The 18472-nt window shown below is 39.1% G+C and carries 13 protein-coding genes and 2 pseudogenes; 2 read left to right on the top strand and 13 right to left on the bottom strand.

Annotated elements, in window-relative coordinates:
* Positions 1–42: 42 nt before the first annotated feature.
* The 3 genes from prfB to hpf form a co-directional block, all read right to left on the bottom strand.
* Positions 43–1156 (bottom strand): peptide chain release factor 2 gene (prfB, locus tag G9G53_RS06470; RefSeq protein WP_103047450.1). Its coding sequence is split into 2 segments (ribosomal slippage): positions 43–1083 and positions 1085–1156, totalling 1113 coding nucleotides; the frame shifts between segments, so codons are not numbered across the junction.
* A gap of 458 nt (positions 1157–1614) precedes the next feature.
* Complete coding sequence (secA, locus tag G9G53_RS06465) at positions 1615–4065, bottom strand: preprotein translocase subunit SecA (RefSeq protein ID WP_134903256.1); 2451 nt, start codon at positions 4063–4065, stop codon at positions 1615–1617.
* Between the two features lie 412 nt (positions 4066–4477).
* Positions 4478–5038: a ribosome hibernation-promoting factor, HPF/YfiA family gene (gene hpf / locus G9G53_RS06460; protein WP_013312261.1), complete on the bottom strand. Its 561-nt coding sequence runs from the start codon at positions 5036–5038 to the stop codon at positions 4478–4480.
* Between the two features lie 358 nt (positions 5039–5396).
* On the opposite strand from hpf, the pseudogene G9G53_RS26340 reads away from it, so the two are divergent.
* Positions 5397–6217 (top strand): annotated as a pseudogene (locus tag G9G53_RS26340) (DUF7507 domain-containing protein); the annotation flags it as partial.
* A gap of 6 nt (positions 6218–6223) precedes the next feature.
* Positions 6224–7375, top strand: a complete 1152-nt coding sequence (locus tag G9G53_RS26335; protein WP_238437819.1) for a DUF11 domain-containing protein — start codon at positions 6224–6226, stop codon at positions 7373–7375.
* Positions 7376–7653: 278 nt separating this feature from the next.
* On the opposite strand, the gene G9G53_RS06450 is transcribed toward G9G53_RS26335, so the two are convergent.
* The 10 genes and pseudogenes from G9G53_RS06450 to G9G53_RS06405 all read right to left on the bottom strand — a co-directional run bounded on the left by G9G53_RS06450 (position 7654) and on the right by G9G53_RS06405 (position 18404).
* On the bottom strand, positions 7654–7851 hold the full coding sequence (locus G9G53_RS06450; protein WP_013312263.1) for a cold shock domain-containing protein: 198 nt from the start codon (positions 7849–7851) through the stop codon (positions 7654–7656).
* A 561-nt stretch (positions 7852–8412) separates the two neighbouring features.
* Positions 8413–9420, bottom strand: a pseudogene (gene galE / locus G9G53_RS06445) (UDP-glucose 4-epimerase GalE).
* A 154-nt stretch (positions 9421–9574) separates the two neighbouring features.
* Positions 9575–11053 carry a hypothetical protein gene (locus G9G53_RS06440; protein ID WP_165146247.1) on the bottom strand — a complete coding sequence of 493 codons (1479 nt, stop codon included), beginning with the start codon at positions 11051–11053 and terminating at the stop codon, positions 9575–9577.
* A gap of 181 nt (positions 11054–11234) precedes the next feature.
* The gene (locus G9G53_RS06435) at positions 11235–11573 is read right to left on the bottom strand and encodes a hypothetical protein (RefSeq protein WP_165146244.1); all 339 of its coding nucleotides are present in this window, start codon (positions 11571–11573) and stop codon (positions 11235–11237) included.
* 3 nt (positions 11574–11576) lie between these two features.
* Positions 11577–11969: a flagellar export chaperone FliS gene (fliS, locus tag G9G53_RS06430; RefSeq protein ID WP_165146241.1), complete on the bottom strand. Its 393-nt coding sequence runs from the start codon at positions 11967–11969 to the stop codon at positions 11577–11579.
* 20 nt (positions 11970–11989) lie between these two features.
* The gene (gene fliD, locus G9G53_RS06425; protein WP_165146238.1) at positions 11990–13492 is read right to left on the bottom strand and encodes a flagellar filament capping protein FliD; all 1503 of its coding nucleotides are present in this window, start codon (positions 13490–13492) and stop codon (positions 11990–11992) included.
* A gap of 12 nt (positions 13493–13504) precedes the next feature.
* Positions 13505–13894: a flagellar protein FlaG gene (locus G9G53_RS06420; protein ID WP_165146235.1), complete on the bottom strand. Its 390-nt coding sequence runs from the start codon at positions 13892–13894 to the stop codon at positions 13505–13507.
* A 270-nt stretch (positions 13895–14164) separates the two neighbouring features.
* Entirely contained in the window at positions 14165–14947 is a 783-nt protein-coding gene (locus G9G53_RS06415; protein ID WP_165146232.1) for an FkbM family methyltransferase, read from the bottom strand.
* A gap of 21 nt (positions 14948–14968) precedes the next feature.
* Positions 14969–16438 carry a hypothetical protein gene (locus G9G53_RS06410; RefSeq protein ID WP_165146229.1) on the bottom strand — a complete coding sequence of 490 codons (1470 nt, stop codon included), beginning with the start codon at positions 16436–16438 and terminating at the stop codon, positions 14969–14971.
* A gap of 55 nt (positions 16439–16493) precedes the next feature.
* Complete coding sequence (locus tag G9G53_RS06405) at positions 16494–18404, bottom strand: glycosyltransferase family 2 protein (protein WP_165146226.1); 1911 nt, start codon at positions 18402–18404, stop codon at positions 16494–16496.
* Positions 18405–18472: the final 68 nt, after the last annotated feature.

Below are 18472 nucleotides of genomic sequence, written 5' to 3'. Positions count from 1 at the left end.
GCAGGCACATGGTCTGCGGACTGTAGGAAAACGTACAGGCTATTATTCTGCGTCCAGCTTAATTTGGCTGCGCAGGTAACCATCGATGAAGGGATCGAGATCGCCATCCATGACAGCCCCTACGTTGCCAGTTTCCACGCTAGTACGGTGATCCTTAACCATGCTGTATGGATGGAACACGTAGGAGCGAATTTGGCTGCCCCATGCAATATCGGACTGTTCTCCGCGGATTTCATCCAAATGCTGACGCTGCTCTTCGATCTTACGCTCGTAGAGCTTGGAACGGAGCATCGTCATGGCACGCTCTCGGTTCTTGATCTGGGAGCGTTCATTTTGACAGGTCACGACAATACCGGAAGGTAAATGCGTAATCCGAACGGCTGAATCGGTCGTATTAATATGCTGACCGCCCGCACCACTGGCCCGGTACGTATCAATTTTAAGATCTTCCGTGCGGATCTCAACGTCCACATCATCCGCAATTTCAGGCACCACATCACAGGATACGAACGATGTATGTCGACGGCCGGAGGAATCAAATGGAGAGATACGAACAAGCCGATGCACGCCTTTCTCTGCTTTCAAATAGCCGTAGGCATTGTAACCTTTGATCAAAAGGGTTACGCTCTTAATCCCTGCTTCATCACCCGCTAGATAATCCAGGGTTTCTACCTTAAAGCCCCGTTTTTCTGCCCAGCGTGTATACATCCGTAGCAACATTTGTCCCCAGTCTTGGGACTCAGTTCCACCTGCTCCCGGATGCAACTCCAGAATGGCATTAAGTTTGTCATACGGCTGATTCAAAAGCAATTGCAATTCAAACTCCTGAAGCTTACTCAGCAGAGAAGTGACACTGTTCTCGATCTCTCCAGCCAGTGTTTCATCGCCCTCCTCATCAGCCAGCTCAGCCATCATACCAGCGTCTTCATATTCCTGACGAAGCTGTTCATAGCTGTCTACTGATGACTTAACAGCGTTCATTTCTGCAATTACACCTTGAGCCTTATCATTATCATCCCAAAAGTCAGGTGCAGCCATCTTTACTTCAAAGTTTGCGATCATTTCCTGTTTGAGATCTAAGTCAAAGAGACCCCCTAAGGTTTGTTAGTTTCTTGCCTATTTCTCGCAAATCATGCTTTACACTTGGATCAATCATGATGTCATTCTCCTTTTAATATATGGTTAGGGGGAGTGGAGCGTTGTGAGTTACGGCTGGGTGAGGAGACGCTGCGCGAATGATTTGATCTTACGAACGCTGACGCTTCTCCAGATTCAAATCCTCCGCTTCGCTACCGACCGCCGTAAACGCCGTAAAGTCAAACTGCTTTTTAAATAACTGGCTCTGGTTATGTGAGCCAGATTAACTGCTGAATTAACTGACAAACAAGCAGATACCTGCTTGCTTGTCATAATTGTTTTAAAAGAATTGAGAGCAATCTAGCCATTCATCAATATTCAAACTGACCCTCAAACAGAAGAGCTATAAATTGAACACATCAGTCTCACCCCTGTATGGCACAAAATGGCCGACGGTCAGTGGTTGAACTGCCGCCTGCCATTATATGCACTGCAGGGAATAGTGTATCTCAAGATTTCTCCCTTAATTTCAATCCGTTATTTTCTACGCGGACGCGAAGGAGCGGATTTCTTTTTAGGAGCCGCGGGTTCACCACTCGTCGAGATTTTGTCTTCGTCGATGACAGCTTGACGCTCTTGATTGGATTCAATTTGTGCTTTCATGATGTATGTCGCTACTTCCTCTTGGATGCTAGCAATCATAGCATGGAACATTTCGAAGCCTTCAAATTGATACTCGCGCAGCGGATCGGTACCGCCGTAAGCACGCAAGTGAATACCTTGACGCAATTGATCCATAGCATCAATATGGTCCATCCATTTGCTATCGACTGCACGCAGTACGATAACTTTCTCGAACTCGCGTACCATATCTTCGCCAATCATTTCTTCACGGCTGTGGTATCTGTTGGTAACTTTCTCGAAGATCATATCCACGATCTCCTCTTTTTCCTTGCCCCACAGGTCGTCACGTGTAAGTGTATTTTCCTCAAGCAGGTTGTTGTTCACATACTCTGCTACTTCTTCAAGTTCCCAGTTTTCAGGAATGTCATCACCGCAATGAGCTTCCACCACACGTTCAATGACAGGCTTGATCATGTCAAACACAATTTCCTTGATGTTTTCTGATTCCAGCACCTCACGGCGTTGCTTGTAAATAATAGCACGCTGCTGGTTCATTACATCATCATACTGGAGAACGACTTTACGCTGATCAAAGTTGTTGCCTTCGACACGTTTTTGAGCTGATTCGATAGCACGTGTAATCATACGGCTCTCGATAGGTTGGTCTTCCTCGAAACCCAACCGCTCCATCATATTCAGTACATTGTCCGCACCAAAACGCTTCATTAACTCATCGCCCAGCGATAAGTAAAACTGTGTAGAGCCCGGATCACCCTGACGTCCTGCACGTCCGCGAAGCTGATTATCAATACGACGGGATTCATGGCGTTCTGTACCGATGATGTGCAAACCACCGAGTTCTGATACGCCTTCGCCCAGTACGATGTCAGTACCGCGTCCAGCCATGTTGGTAGCGATGGTAACTGCGCCAGCTTCACCTGCACGGGAAATAATCTCAGCTTCCTCAGCATGATACTTGGCGTTAAGCACTTTGTGACGAACGCCTTTGCGTTTCAGCATTTCAGAAAGAAGCTCCGAGTTTTCAATAGAAACCGTACCTACCAATATCGGTTGGTTCTTTTTATTGCGCTCCAGGATTTCATCTACCACTGCATGGAATTTGCCTTTTACGCTCTTGTATACAACATCAGGCATATCTACACGCTGGTTAGGCCGATTCGTTGGAATTTGGAGTACTTCCAGACCATATATTTTTTTAAATTCTTCTTCTTCTGTTTTCGCTGTACCCGTCATCCCCGCCAATTTGCGGTACATACGGAAATAGTTTTGGAATGTAATCGTCGCTAGCGTCATGCTTTCATTTTGTACAATGATGTTTTCCTTCGCTTCAATGGCTTGATGCAAACCATCACTATAACGGCGTCCAGCCATCAGACGACCTGTAAACTCATCGACAATCAGAACCTCACCGTCAGCTACGACATAATCCACATCCAAACGCATAATAGCATTAGCCTTCAATGCCTGTACAATGTGATGATTGATTGTAACACTTTCCTGGTCGTACAAGTTTTCGAGACCAAAGAAATTTTCAGCTTTGGATACGCCGTTTTCGGTCAAAGCAACCGACTTCACCTTAATATCTAGCGTGTAATCTTCTTCAACATTCAGGCTCTTCACAAAACGGTCGGCCGCGAAATACAGCTCTGTCGATTTCTGAGCTTGTCCTGAAATAATCAATGGTGTACGAGCTTCATCGACGAGAATGGAATCGACTTCATCAATGATACAGAAGTACAACGGACGTTGTACCATCTGCTCTTTGTAAAGCACCATATTATCGCGCAGATAATCGAACCCGAACTCATTGTTTGTACCGTACGTGATGTCACAAGCATACGCTTCCTGCTTGGCGGCATGATCCATGTTGGCCAAATTCAGCCCTACGGACATTCCCAGGAAGTTATAAATCTGTCCCATTTCTCCGCTGTCACGTTGCGCCAAATAGTCATTGACCGTAACCACGTGCACGCCTTTGCCCAACAGAGCATTCAAATAAACCGGCAGTGTTCCTACCAGTGTTTTACCTTCACCGGTTTTCATCTCGGCAATTTTACCTTCATGCAGCGCAATACCGCCGAGCATCTGTACGTCATAATGACGTTTACCCAGCACCCGCTTGGACGCTTCGCGAACCGTTGCAAAAGCTTCCGGCAAAATTTCTTCAGCCGTAGTCCCTTGTTCGACCCGAGCTTTAAATTCTGCCGTTTTCGCTTGCAACTCCTCATCCGAGAGCTTTTCGAAATCCGGCTCTATCTTATTGATCAGTTCAACCGTCTTCATTAAACGCTTAACATCACGTTCATTGGTATCTCCGAAGATTTTCTTAACAATTCCTAGCATGGTTTACCCCTTTCGCGCAAAACAATTAATAGAATCAATTTCACAATAAGAAAGGGTCCATGATGAAATTGATTCCCGATATGTTTGACAGGCCCGGCTGTACCAGCCCATCGTGCGATGTTCTTTGCATAAATTGTAACAGTTTGTAGGACATGCCGCAACACAAGCAGCCTCCAGATTTGCATCCGGTTAAAGATACCAAAACAATTGACGCACGAAATACACAACTTCGTTACACTTATCCAAGTTAAAATTTCCTTACATTTACAAAAAAAACATATAAAAGAGCCCTATCCCGCCAGGTTCGCAAGGATAAGGCTCGTGTTGTTTTCATTTTCCTAATATCCATGAAGCATGCTTCAATCGAAATCGTTCTATTCATTTTAAAATGTAAAAAGTTCCTACTTACAGGCTATTCCCGTTCGATCAGACCGTATTTACCATCATTGCGCTTGTAAACTACGTTAACTTCTTCGTTGTCTATATTGGAAAATACAAAGAAATTATGTCCAACCATGTTCATTTGAAGAATGGCTTCTTCCACATCCATAGGTTTCAATAAGAAACGCTTGGTGCGGACGACTTCCAGCTCATCCAGTTCTACATCCTCATCTTCAGCAACAGCCACGCCACCTGCCGGATCTTCCACAAAAAGGGTTTTCAAACTACCTTCCTGACGGAATTTTCGGTTTAGCTTGGTTTTGTGCTTGCGAATTTGCCGTTCAAGCTTGTCTACTACGGCATCAATGGATGCATACATGTCATCGCTCTCGTCTTCGGCACGGAGTACAAGCCCCGGCAAAGGAATGGTTACTTCTACAGTGTGCAAATCTCTGGTTGTGCTTAACGTTACACTTCCATCAGACGTCGGGGGTGCATCGAAATACTTTTCAAGTCTGCTGAATTTCTTATCAACGTAGTCCTTCAAAGCGTCGGTAACCTCGATCTGTTGACCTCGTACTGTTAAGTTCATAGGGCACGCCTCCTTTGCTCCTCCAGTATAGCACATTTGTTAACGCCAAGTAAAAAAAGAGACCAACATTTCGAAGCTATTTTACAAAATTCTTCTTTTTTCGCTAAAACACTTCCGATAACGTCATTCTTTGAAAACAGATATGTTTAAAATTGATTTGCATACATATGTGAATAATGAGTGCATATATAAATATTCCCCGCTGGACAGGTACATGGACTTGTGCGGTATGCAAGGCCTGGTTACAATCCAGACAATTTATACGAAAGGATTATTACACCCAGCCTAGCTGGCTCTTCCCTATACGGAGATCCCAAGATAACGGATTTGGAAGAGATGGAAAGTAGGAAGCTAATCCATGGCTTTTATTCAGCGTTACGTAACGAACCAGACGGGGGCTGTCACCTTTATAGGGAATACACTTGGGCTGGCACGCTCTAATTCGGTAGGAGTGCCAGGAACGACGACCAGCATTGGCGCGTTCATCACAACCAATACAGCCTCTCGATTCGGCACGTATCCATTCGGTACGACTTCTGTCTTTACCAGTAACTCATCGACAGCATTCCTTGTGCTCCCTGCGGGCAGTACGGTGCTGTATGCTGAGCTTATTTGGGGAGGAAGTTATGCCAACGGCAGTACCAATGTATTGTCCAGCGCCAGCAACCCGGTCACATTTCAGACACCTGCTTTATCTACTACGGTCAGCCCTGAATCTGCAACATCAGTCAACGTCACCAGTCTCAGTACCTATGTGAGAACAGCGAATGTCACAAATCTGGTCATTCAAGGCGGTGCAGGGGCATACACGGTCGGAAATGTGACGGGCACCATCACGGTTCCCGATTCCACCAACACCAACCATGCCGGCTGGACGCTGGCTGTGGTGTACAACAACCCATCTCTGCCCTTCCGTAACCTGTCGCTACGTGTTGGTGGTGAAGGGGTCAGTACCGCTACAGGCTCGGTCAATGTGGTGGTGAGTGGCTTTGCCACGCCTATACAGGGGACTTTGCGTGGAAGGGCGCTGATTAGCGCCCAAGAGGGTGACGTGGACATCACTGGTGACCGTGCGTTGTTTGGACCTACCACATCCAGTTTGACTGCGCTGTCTGGGCCTAATAATTTTTCAACTAATTTTTTCGCTTCTCAAATAAACGGAGACGACGGTACATTTTGATATCAATGCTCCGTCAATATGCTGGCAGTGACGGTGCGAGCGAGGTTACCAGCAACACCGTGACTATAACTGTTTTTGATCCACAGCTTGCCGCAAGTATCTCTACGGAAAATACGGAGGCCATCGCAGGAGAAAGCCTTGCTTATACGGTACTGCTCAACAACTTTGGCAACGTAACATCCGAAGTTACACTGCAAAATTTCATTCCTGCCGGGACTCTATTGATTCCTGACAGCATACAGTTGAACGGTCAATCACTGTCAGGAACCGATCCTACTGTCGGTGTTAGCCTTGGGTCTGTGGAACCCGGACAGTCATTGACACTGACTTATCAAGTGACCGTATTAGAGACGCCTCCATCCGGCTACATCGTAAATCAAGCTGCCTTTGCCTACTCGTTTACGTTACCTGGAGGAAGAGTCGTATCGGGGACATTGAATACCAATACCGTTACGATCCCAGTTGTATTCCCACTGCTCGAATTAGTTAAAAAGGTGAGTACCACGGATGCCTCTGTAGGCGAAACACTCACCTTCACCATACAGATTACTAACAAAGGAGGAATCCCAGCTCAGTATCCGCTGTTCACAGACCCGTTGCCGCATGGACTCATTTATGTACCCAACAGCCTGACTATTCAAGAAAAAGCACAGCCAGGCGCTAATCTCGCTGCAGGTATCACGCTCCCGGATATTGCACCAGGGGAGATGCTCACCCTTACATTACAGGCACAAATCCGTGAAGCACCTGCAGATGGAACATTCAGCAACCAGGCCACCATCGAATATACCTCACGTCGTAGTGGAAGAGAGACCATTCAGGAAACCTCCCAGACCAACACCGTCGGCGTGACCGTTATTGCAGCCATCCCTAAACTTACGCTTAGCTCCAGCGCTTTGCGTGTCGGCCAAGAAGATACCCTGTCCTTTACCGTCCATGTGGAAAACATCGGAAACACCCCACTGGAAGAGCTCTTGCTCACTGCACCATTTGCAGCCGAAGATTTCCTTTTGCTACGAACGGTCACCGTGAATTCTGTGCCACTTCCGCATCCTAACCTGCTCCAAGGTATTCCGTTAGGTCGGCTTGATCCAAACCACAAAGCAGTTCCATCGTATTCTCTTTCGACATCGAATCTGCGCTCCGCGCGTATCTGATCGCCCAGGTTATCCTGCGCTATCAATTCCGTTATCCAGACGGAAGCGTAGAGAAACAATCTGCCTCCTCCAATACCATTTTTGTGGAGATGGCTGACTTTGACGGTTCTCTAGAGTAAATGTTCTATTGTGTTAAGCTCCTTACCACTGGGTAAGGGGCTTTTTTATGTAATTAGATAACATAAAAAAGCCCTGGAGTATATTCCAGGGCAGTTGCTAGCGCGTTATCCATTGCTAACCATCTTACCAATTATGTAGGTCGGCTATGCCGGGGATGATTATAATTTGGTTACGTTAGCGGCTTGTGGTCCACGTGCGCCTTCGACAATGTCGAACTCCACGTCTTGTCCTTCTTCAAGTGTTTTGAAGCCTTCTGTTTGAATTGCGGAAAAATGTACAAATACGTCGCCGCCGTCAGATGTTTCAATGAAACCATAACCTTTTTCTGCGTTAAACCATTTTACTTTACCTTGCATGCACTAACATTCCCTTCGTCATCAAATGAAGTGAAGCTCTCGCCCACATTTCCGACTATACCACCCAAAGTTATCCATTGTCAATTGGAATTGATAATGTTTTCATGTATAGTTATTCCATATATAATACAATGGGTAAATAGTCAATAACTAAAAGTAGCTTCGTCGCTATACTTAATGGTTGAAAGTCTGAATCCTAGAAAAAAATAGTCAATACTGCTCAGTAATACGTTAATAGGAGCGGATTGACGATGTGGACCTCAGTAAGTAGCAATGAACATTTATTTAATCATGGATATGTTCAAAGTGGCGTTGCAACTGGAAGAACCATGGAAACTCACGCATATTGAGTTTGACAACCTGGATCAAGCTTGGCATCTCCATCTGGATTTTGAACGGGGGGCTATGTTTGCATGTCCCCAATAAGCAAAGAATTCTAAAAATGATTTACTAAACCGCACTTCTATTCTAGAAGCATCCATGAACTGTTATTCATCAGGTTAAAGACATATTCCAAACTCCTCATTCACGACCTCAGCAAATACAATTTTCTCTCAACAACTAGGCTTGGACTCCAAGCCTGTTCATCTCCCAGTGCCAGGTATCTACGCACATTTCTTCAATGCCTCGTTGGGCAATCCAGTTTAATTCTTCATTAGCTTTTGCAGGGTTAGCATAACTTACAGCAACATCACCTGGTCTTCTATCAACAAACCTATACGGAATGCGCTTGTTTGTTAACTCTTCAAATGCATGTAATTTCCAGTACACTATAGCCTTTACCGGTACCCAGATTATACGTCTCAATACCAGTCATTGAGCTTATTTTTTTCAGGGCAGACACATGTCCTAATGCAAGATCAACTACATGAACATAGTCTCTAATTCCTGTCCCATCTCTTGTCTCGTAATAATTACTAAATATATTTATAAATGGTAATTCTTTCAGTAATACCTTGATGATGTATGGCACTAAATTATTAGGAACCCCCCGTGGAATTTCACCCAGCTTTCCACTGGGATGGGCTCCAACCGGATTGAAATATCTTAGTAGCGCTATACTCCATTCATTATTTGACAAATAGAGATCATGGAGCATCTGTTCTATCATTAATTTAGTGCGACCATACGGATTAGGACTCCCTGTAGGAGAGTTCTCGGAAAATATTCCTTCTTTACTAGGGCGATACACTGTTGCAGAAGAGCTGAATAGCATTTTTTTCACTTTATACTTCTGCATTATTTCGCATAAATTAATGGTTCCAACCATATTGTTATGATAATACCTAAGAGAGTTACGATTAGATTCGGCTACAGATTTATATCCGGCTAAATGCACAACAGCCTCAATATCGTTTTCTCTAAATACAGAGTCGATATCGTTTAAATTCAATAAGTTTACCTGATGAAACTTTACTTTTCCTCAACTAATTCGCACAAATTATTGAAGGATACAAAATGACTTCTCGATAAATCGTCTAATATGATCACTTCATACCCTTCTTTAATTAACTCTACACAAATATGGGTTCCTATGTACCCATTCCCTCCAGTTAGTAATATCTTCATAAGATGATTCCCCTCCAAGAAGATTTTGCGATTTGATGAAACCCATATTCGTTCAGAAGTGAGGTCATTAAGCAACCCTTTCAAAAGTTCATTGGTATGATTTATTATGGCCTCGGTAAAGCGGTGTTCTTCCGAGAATATCTTGCAATTATATTCAACTGCTTTCAGCTTTTATTCCCTCGAAAACATTATTTAAATATCTTTTTAATATTAAAGTGAACTTTTTGGATCCCTCTTTATTTAGATGTGATACATCATAAAAGTCATTGTCGTCAAAGCTGTCGGATTCAAATAAATCTATAAGATCTACTTTGAAGTCATCCATAATTTTCTTTATATTCTCTTTGAAATCTTTCTTTATACGTGAAGAGAAAAAATTGTAATAATACTTACTGGTTGGACATACCACTAAAATAGGTTTAATATTCTTGCTTTGCAATCGTGAGATTATCTCTCTTAATATTTCTATATTTTTCAAAACAGTACTTGGGTAATTTTTGGAACAATCCTTAAAGGCGATATCTTCCCCTTTTACCTTGTCATTTTTCTCCATTATCCGACTGACATAATTATCCCACCATGATTCGCCTACAACCTTAAGGATGTCATAGAGTATTTCTATAAAATTGTATTTAAAAACTTTATTAGCAACTTGTTTAAACAACTCAGTTTCAGGTGATATTCTTTCGGTCTCTTGTTCTAGAAACGAGGAATAAATTTTCATTCTATCTCTCATGCTGCTTTTAGATAAATCGTATTCAAAGCTATAGTAACTCAGACCTACAAATGCAAAATCAGCATTTTGCTCTTCTACAAAAGATTTTACCCATTGAAGATCATAGTATAAATCTTGACTTGAGACAGCTAAATTCACAGCATTATAAGGCTCTAATTCATTTATATCTATTCCTACTTCTGCATAAGAAAGCCCTGTAACAAAACCATTTACTGTATTATCATCATGCTTATAGGAAATAAAAGATTTATAGGCTCTATAAGTTTCAAAATCATACGAACTCTCTACAAATTTTTTCAAATCTATAATTGTTGTAGCCTTAGAGTAAAAATAATTATCAGTTATAATTAGAAAATTAACAATAATATTCTCAACTTCTTGTGAGTTTACAACAGCTATATTTTCAATAAACTCTCCGTAATATTCTGGTTCATCAGAGATAAATACTACTATTCTAGCTTTTGAAGCATCAATTAGTTTATTAATGTTCATTGAAATGAGATTAATACCACTGATTACAATGCTCTGTGTTCCTGTGGCTTTGTCTATATAATTACTGAGATTATTTCTAAACTCAAAGTACTTAGGAACTAAGCAATCACTATAAAGAGTTACAATTTTATCCGAATTATTAGTTTCATATGTTAAGACAAGCTCTTCAAACATACTCCCGACTTCATTGAATAGTTCATTTACTTCATCAAAAATGTACACACATGAAGGGGAACGTAATAATTTGTCTATTGTCACAATACCATCAATCAAAATATTTATAGTTGATATAACTTGATCGTCAAATACGCCCTCTCTCATAATTTTTTGAGTTTTTAGCATACACAGTCCAGTGTCTAATACTAATCTTTCTAATTCAAATAATATTTTGGAATCATTCAACATTGTAAATAGCTAGCTCCTTTTTTTGCTCTGCTGGTTTAATATTCATCATATCCTCTAATCTTCCCAGATTATCAAATTAGGATTTACATTCTCTCTACATTTTTTTACATTAGATACTTTCACAAATATTAAAAAGCTCTCACCACACCGTACAACAATGTTGGGAGAGAGCTTTTAACATTTATTTCCTACGATCCATCAGAACGCTATCAGGCGTATAGTTAGATTCATAAGCATTACGTTGCGATTTGGCCATATTTCGCTGGACAAGCCAATTTTGGGCTTCCTGTTTCAGCGATTGCATGTGCTGATCAATTATTGCATCGTGGCTTAGAATAGACTCTAATTTCTGTTTTTGCTCCGCTGTCATAGGCGTATTTTTCAAGACACTCAGCAGTTTATCCACCTTCATCTGACGAACTTCGACAAAAATCTCAACTTCCTCGTAATTTGTCTCATTCAGTCGAAGTATGAATTGTTGGGTTAATTGCTCTAATTGAGATAAAGCGTCATTTATCATAGCTTACTGTTCCGTTGACAATGACATACCTGCCGTTAGCTTGTTCACTGCAATCCAAGTTTCACGCAATTCTTGCAGGTAACCCAGAACTTCCTCACCTGACTCAATCTTTTTCTTGATATTGGTTTGAATCAATAAATAGTTCATATATTCATATAAAGCATATAAATTTTTGGAAATATCATACGAGTAGTTTAACGTAGACATTAACTCACTAATAATGCTTTGGGCTTTACCCAGGTTTATGTTTGCTTTAGCAATATCATTGGATGATATTCCATCAAGACCGGCCTTTACGAACCGAATGGCACCATCATATAACATAATAATGAGCTGCCCCGGGGTAGAGGTCTGCACCGAAGACTGTTTATATTTTTCATAAGGAGATGAGATCAAACGAATCACCCTTTTCTAAACTATTGTAAAAAGCTTGTCAAACTGGACGACTGCGACTGGTACTTGTTCATAGCCGATTCCATAGCCGAAAACTGCTTGTAATACCGTTTTTCAGCATCAGCAAGTTTTTTGGTCATCTCTGTAATATCGCTGTTATAGTTTTTAAGCTGCTTTCCCATTATACTGTCAGCCTTTAAGGTCATACTAGCATTTGTATCGAATTTTGATGTACCTGCTTTTTTTACAAACATGTCTAACGTAGTATCAAGCTTACTTCTTAATTCGCTAAAGAGAGGCTTGCTGTTTACAACATCAGACGACCCTTTGAATATACTCATAACCTTATCCGGATTTGTCGTCAAAGCAGCTTTCAGCTTCTCTTCATTAATTTGTAATTTACCATTTTCGAAATATTGACCTGTAGTAATACCAACCGAACTTAAATCGCCTAATTTACTGGAAATAACCATACGCATAGAAGACACAGCAGAACTTACTATGGAATCGTTTTTAAGAAGACCACTTTTCGCCTTTTCTTCCCACTGCTTAATTTCATCTTCCTTCATGTCTTTCCTTTGATCGGCTGTCAGTGGAGGAAAATCGCGATACTTTTGTTCACTTAGTTTCGTATTAAATGTACTTAATAGGTCATTATAAGTATCCACAAAAGATTTAATGGTCTCCATAGCTTTTGTTGGATCTGATTGGGTTGTAATTTTAGCCGGTCCAGTGCTTCCCGTGGTCTCTAACAGAGTCAGTGACACTCCATTAACGACAAGGGAGTTGTTATCAGGATTATAAGTTTTGGAACTCGAATCCGCCGTATTCGTTACTATAACTTCCCCTTTTTCAGCCGCCTTTACATCTGTAGAACTAATTTGGAATAAGTCCATGAGCGTACTACTTTTAACCTGCTTATCTGCACCTGTTAATTTAATATTATTGCTATCCCCATAATCTTTAGCTGTAATGGAGAACTTGCCGCTGATTTCATCAAAAGTCGCTTTTACATTCGCCCCTTCTGAATTGATACGGGTCATCACTGCAGATATTGTATCAGTTTTAAGAAAAGTGATTGTTTTGTCATTGATATTTAACTCATAAGTATCTGACGCACTGCCACCTGCAATTTGCTCCAATGTTGTATTTTTAGTAGCATCTGCCGTACTGCTTCCGGCAGTACGTAGGCCTGTAGAGGTTTGCATATTGGACTTTGTTGCTAGCTTGTTAACGACTACAGACATAGGTGTAGAGCTAGCATCAGCATTAGCTTCCGCTTTAATAGCCGTTGTATTACCAGTTAACGTCGATTTCTGAGTGTTCATTTTGTCAGACTTAGTCATTAAATCGCGCAACTTATCGCTAAACTGAACGATCTTAGTATTTAATTCACGGTAACTATCACGCGTCCACTCTAATGTCTGCTTCTGCTGATTCAGCTTGTTTAATGGAGACTTCTTCGCGGTCATTAAAGAGGTCACCATACTGTCTATATCCATTCCTGAAAAACCATTTATACGCATCTAATTGCCTCCTTATACTTTTTCATCTATGAGAATTCCTGCAATCTCCATCATCTTTGCTACTAAATCAAGCGTTTTTTCAGGAGGAATCTCTCGAATCAATTCCCCTGTGTCTTTATTGAGGACTTTGACCAAGATCTGGTGTGTTTTTTCATGCACACTCATTTCTAACGTGGTTGTAGGTCCTTGAAGAGCTTTAACAGCTCTATCTATTGCCTTAATAAGTTGCTCATCCCCCATGGAGAATGAAACTCCCTGCCTTTCGAGCTTGCTTAATTCTGATCCATTTCTCACGGCCTGTATTTGCTGGCTATCCTGATTTGCTATAGCATCGCTATGTTGGCTTACGCCATTTGCTTTGCCACTCACCGCATTCGTTGAAAGAGAGAATTGCAGATTCATCTTACAACCTCCGATGGGATTATTTATTATATTTATCGGCAGAAAATGATCAGTTATGAAGAGAAATTAGGAAATGTGTATAGATCTCCCTAGACTAGAAGAACAGTAAACCTAACCTATTAAGAACTCACGTAGCAACCACACAAGGTAACTCATTGAATTAATTGTAAGATGTAGAGAATCTTGAGGGAAGTAAGCCCTGCCGAGTATTTTCCCTAAAAGAGAGACACCACTTGTTCCTCTAACAAGTTCATTCTTTAATATATTGGCTTATTGCATAATAACATAAGGGTAACCTTCTCGTTCAAACAACTCTTTAATTTCTATGTCTATGAGATTTCCTTCATTTGATAATCCGTAGAATCTTTTTCCCTCTTTTTCCAACTGCAAGATTAAATCTGTAAAAGGATCCCAATCATTTTGCAACATCCCCTTATTCAGTTCAAATATAACAGTTTCAATTACATTATTTTCAATTAAATGCTTCATTCCAAGAAAAGCATTATATTCTCCACCTTCAATGTCAATCTTCAAATAATCAATTTTTTGATGTAATTGAAAAAATTCATCCAGAACAATTGTAGCAATTTCAATTTTTCCAATATCATCCTTGTAATGCCTCTTATACTCCGAACTATGCGAGTGTATAGAACTGTTGCCCATATATTTCTTTGAAACATAAAAAGGAATATAAGTTTCTTCTGAATACACAGCAAGATTAAATGTCTCACATCTGTCATGTAAATAATTAATAGATAGATTATCTAATAAAAATTCATACATATATTTATTTGCCTCAAAAGAATAAACCTTCCCTTGGCTACCAACTAGATGTCCCAAAAAAACTGAGAAATACCCTATATTTGCTCCCACGTCAATAACCGAATTACCTTTTTTAACGTTTTGCGCAAAAAATCTAGTAAGAGGCGATTCTAAAACCCCATCAATAATTAGATCAGGGGCAAGACTTAGGTCATTAGAAGGTACAATTAGCTTACCTCCCCATATAGGCGATATTAACATTTTTCCTTCTCCAATATATGTGCCTCTCAATTAATATCTCTCCTTTAATTTTTAATTATTTATCCCCTCAAAAACATTATCTAAATATTTTTTTAATATTAAAGTAAACTTTTTGGATCCTTCTTTATTTAGATGTGATGCATCATAAAAATCATTGTCGCCAAAGCTTTCGGATTCAAATAGATCTATAAGATCTACCTGAAAATCTTTTGAAATTTTTCCTGTATTTTTCTTAAATTCTTCTTTTATACGTTGAGAAAAAAATTTGTAATAATATTTACTAGTTGGACATACCAATAAAATAGGTTTAATATTATTGCTTTGCAATAGTGAAATTATCTTCCTTAATATTTCTATATTTTCTAACACAGTATTCGGATAATTTTTGGAACAATCTTTATAAGCGATATCCTTCCCCATTTCCATATCATTTTTTTTCATTTTTTGACTAACATAATTATCCCACCATGATTCGCCTACAACTTTCAGGATGTCATAGAGTATTTCTATGAAATTGTACTTAAAAACTTTATTAGCAACTTGTTTAAATAGCTCGGTTTCAGGTGAGATTCTTTCGGTTTCTTGTTCTAGAAAAGAGGAATAAATCTTCATCTTATCTCTCATACTGCTTTTAGATAAATCGTATTCGAAGCTATAATAACTAAGCCCTACAAATACAAAATCTACATTTTGTTTTTCTACTAATAATTTCACCCATTGATAATCGTAGTATAGATCTTGACTTGAGACGGCTAAATTCACAACATTATAAGGCTCTAATTCCTTTATATCTATCCCGACTTCTGCATAAGAAAGCCCTGTAACAAAACCATTGATCGTATTATTATCATTCTTATAGGAAATAAAAGATTTATAGGCTCTATAAGCTTCAAAATCATACGAACTCTCTACAAATTTTTTCAAATCAATAATTGTTGTTGCCTTATAGGAAGAATAATTATCAGTTATTATTAGAAAATCAATAACAATATTCTCAATTTCTTTTGAGTTTACAACAGCTATATTTTCAATAAACTTTCCGTTATATTCTGATTCATCAGAAATAAATGCTAATATTCTAGCTTTTGAGACATCAATTAGTTTGTTAATGTTCATGGAAATGAGATTAATACCACTAATAACAACACTCTGTATTCCTGTGACTTTGTCTATATAATTACTGAGATCATTTCTAAACTCAAAGTACCTAGGAATTAAATAATCACTATAAAGAGTTACAATTTTATCTGAATTATTAGTTTCATATGTTAAAACAAGCTCTTCAAATATACTCCCGACTTCATTAAATATTACATTTACCTCATCAAAAATGTACGCACATGAAGGGGTACGTAATAATTTTTCTATTGTAACAATACCATCAATTAAACCATTTATATTTGATATAACTTGATCGTCAAATACACTCTTTTTCATATTTTTTTGAGTTTTTAGCATAAGCAACCCATTATCCAAAGCTAATCTTTCTAATTCAAATAATAGTTTAGAATCATTTAACATTAACAATAACGCTCCCCATTTTATTGCTATACTCGTTCACTATTAATTAGAAATTCTAATCTTCCCAGGCTACCAAATTAGGTTTTACATTTAGTATGGATTCGTAGTGCTTCGTTCTAAATTCTGTTTTATTTGTATCTAGAATTTGATATCGCTTATACTTTTTAAGTCTATCTTCTTCCCTAATCCAACCTAAATGTTTGAGTTTTAAATCTGATATCAAGTTCGGACCAATATCCAATATATTCTTAGGAAAACGACCACAATGTTGTTTCTCTTCTAACCAATCATATACCGCTTCAGGAGAATAACGAGCGATAAAAGGACGATGTGTTTTATGAGCATACCAGTACTCATCCTCGCGATAATGTTTCTCATCCCACATATCATATAAAGGGAAGCACATGGTACTATATTTCTCCAATTCCATAAGTTGATGTACCTTCTTTGAAAACTCTTCTTCAAATAATTCATCTGCATCTACATTTAATATCCAGTCTGGCTGTTCATCAATTGTTGCTTCCCACTGTTGCTTTCTTAGCTCAACCTCATTACTGAATTTCGAGCAACTATTACTAATTATGTTATGGCGGATGTTTCTTAGAATAGTTTCACAAATCTGAACGCTGTCATCTGTACTTCCATCATCTATTATTACAGCACTATCAATATATTTGGCATGACTTTCTAAAACTTGTTTTAAAAATCTTGCTCCTTCATTTTGAATTACCATAGAAAGTGTTAATTTTTTTGGCATTTTGTGATTTGGAAAATCTATTTGACCTTCATATTCAGACTCTATATTAAAAGAAGCAATACTGCACTGTTCATTACTATAAAAGACATTACAAAAACCTTTGAAATGACTTTCTATTCGTTCTCCCTTTTGCAAAATATAGTTATGAAGTGTAAACTCCACACGATGCATACTTATATCTGGACTATATGAAATGTACTTCAAATTTTCAACATATGCATTCACCTTAGTGTGATCTGCAATAGTCTTACTCATTTGTTTCTGTATCTCATTTTCTAAAACAATTCTTGCTTCCTTAACAAAGTATTTTTTCCATGCAACCGGGTACCCTAAGCTATAATGAAATGAGCCTAGTGCAGAAATCCCTTCTGAAACTACTCTCATCACTTTCGTTTCTATAGTTTCATTGAAAGAACTTTTAAATTTAACAACGCCTTTTAAATCACTCTCTCTATAAATGTGATAAGCAGGATAATGTGTATCCACAAATAACTCAATCCCCAGAGCTGCAGCCCTTATACAAAAGTGTCTATCTTCCCCCCAAAAAGACAAATTTTTAATCTCATTAAAGTTAGCTCCCTTCTCAAGAGCTGATTTACAGATTAATGTACAGGCACCGAGTCCTCCCACTTCATAAAGACCTGGTTTTTTCAACTGATTTATGAATTGGTCTTGTCGATTTAGAGCCTCTTCTTGAGTTAACTGCTCATTACGCTGTTTATAAAACATAGTGTAGTGATCCTCTAACCAAACCTGAGGAAGTTCTGGAAAATCAGGTTGCCACTTTGTCCAAAAAATTTCCGATATTATTTCTTTTTCTGTGCTTTTTAATTGTTCAATTGTACGAGGGTGCAGCACAATATCAGAATCCACAAAGAATAAATAATCATAATTGAATTCTACTGCTATTTTAATGATTATATTTTTTAGTCGGGCCACTTTCCAAACTAGTTGCTCATTCCAAGAATGCGAGATCTCGTTACGAATATAATGATCCTTACTATTGTTTTTATGAATCATTACATTAGCTGTAGATTCAGAAAATTCTGAAAGTAACTGACTTGAGGCAGGATCTTCATTATCGTCTATAAAGAGATAACTCAGCTCGATTGTTTCCTGTTCAAGTTCCCTAAGTGATTCAAGAAACTCTTTTAGTATAGATGGATTTTGTCGGATAGGACTTCCAACAAGTACTCGTTTTTTTTTCATAAGCTCTCCCCATTTCTATAAATATCTAAAAACACTCTTAATTTAGGAATATGAATTGGTAATACTTC

Source organism: Paenibacillus sp. EKM206P (assembly GCF_011066155.1).
Lineage (GTDB): Bacteria > Bacillota > Bacilli > Paenibacillales > Paenibacillaceae > Paenibacillus > Paenibacillus polymyxa_D.
The sequence above is the reverse complement of the archived record's forward strand: the minus strand, read 5'-3'. Positions and strand labels throughout refer to the sequence as shown.

Bases quoted from the DNA above. Each gene is read 5' to 3' on its own strand.
- fliD (WP_165146238.1), bottom strand. From the start codon at position 13,492: ATGCGTATAAATGGTTTTTCAGGAATGGATATAGACAGTATGGTGACC.
- secA (WP_134903256.1), bottom strand. From the start codon at position 4,065: ATGCTAGGAATTGTTAAGAAAATCTTCGGAGATACCAATGAACGTGAT.
- G9G53_RS06420 (WP_165146235.1), bottom strand. From the start codon at position 13,894: ATGAATCTGCAATTCTCTCTTTCAACGAATGCGGTGAGTGGCAAAGCA.
- G9G53_RS06405 (WP_165146226.1), bottom strand. From the start codon at position 18,404: ATGAAAAAAAAACGAGTACTTGTTGGAAGTCCTATCCGACAAAATCCA.
- hpf (WP_013312261.1), bottom strand. From the start codon at position 5,038: ATGAACTTAACAGTACGAGGTCAACAGATCGAGGTTACCGACGCTTTG.
- G9G53_RS26335 (WP_238437819.1), top strand. From the start codon at position 6,224: ATGCTCCGTCAATATGCTGGCAGTGACGGTGCGAGCGAGGTTACCAGC.
- G9G53_RS06435 (WP_165146244.1), bottom strand. From the start codon at position 11,573: ATGATAAATGACGCTTTATCTCAATTAGAGCAATTAACCCAACAATTC.
- G9G53_RS06450 (WP_013312263.1), bottom strand. From the start codon at position 7,851: ATGCAAGGTAAAGTAAAATGGTTTAACGCAGAAAAAGGTTATGGTTTC.
- G9G53_RS06410 (WP_165146229.1), bottom strand. From the start codon at position 16,438: ATGTTAAATGATTCTAAACTATTATTTGAATTAGAAAGATTAGCTTTG.
- G9G53_RS06440 (WP_165146247.1), bottom strand. From the start codon at position 11,053: ATGTTGAATGATTCCAAAATATTATTTGAATTAGAAAGATTAGTATTA.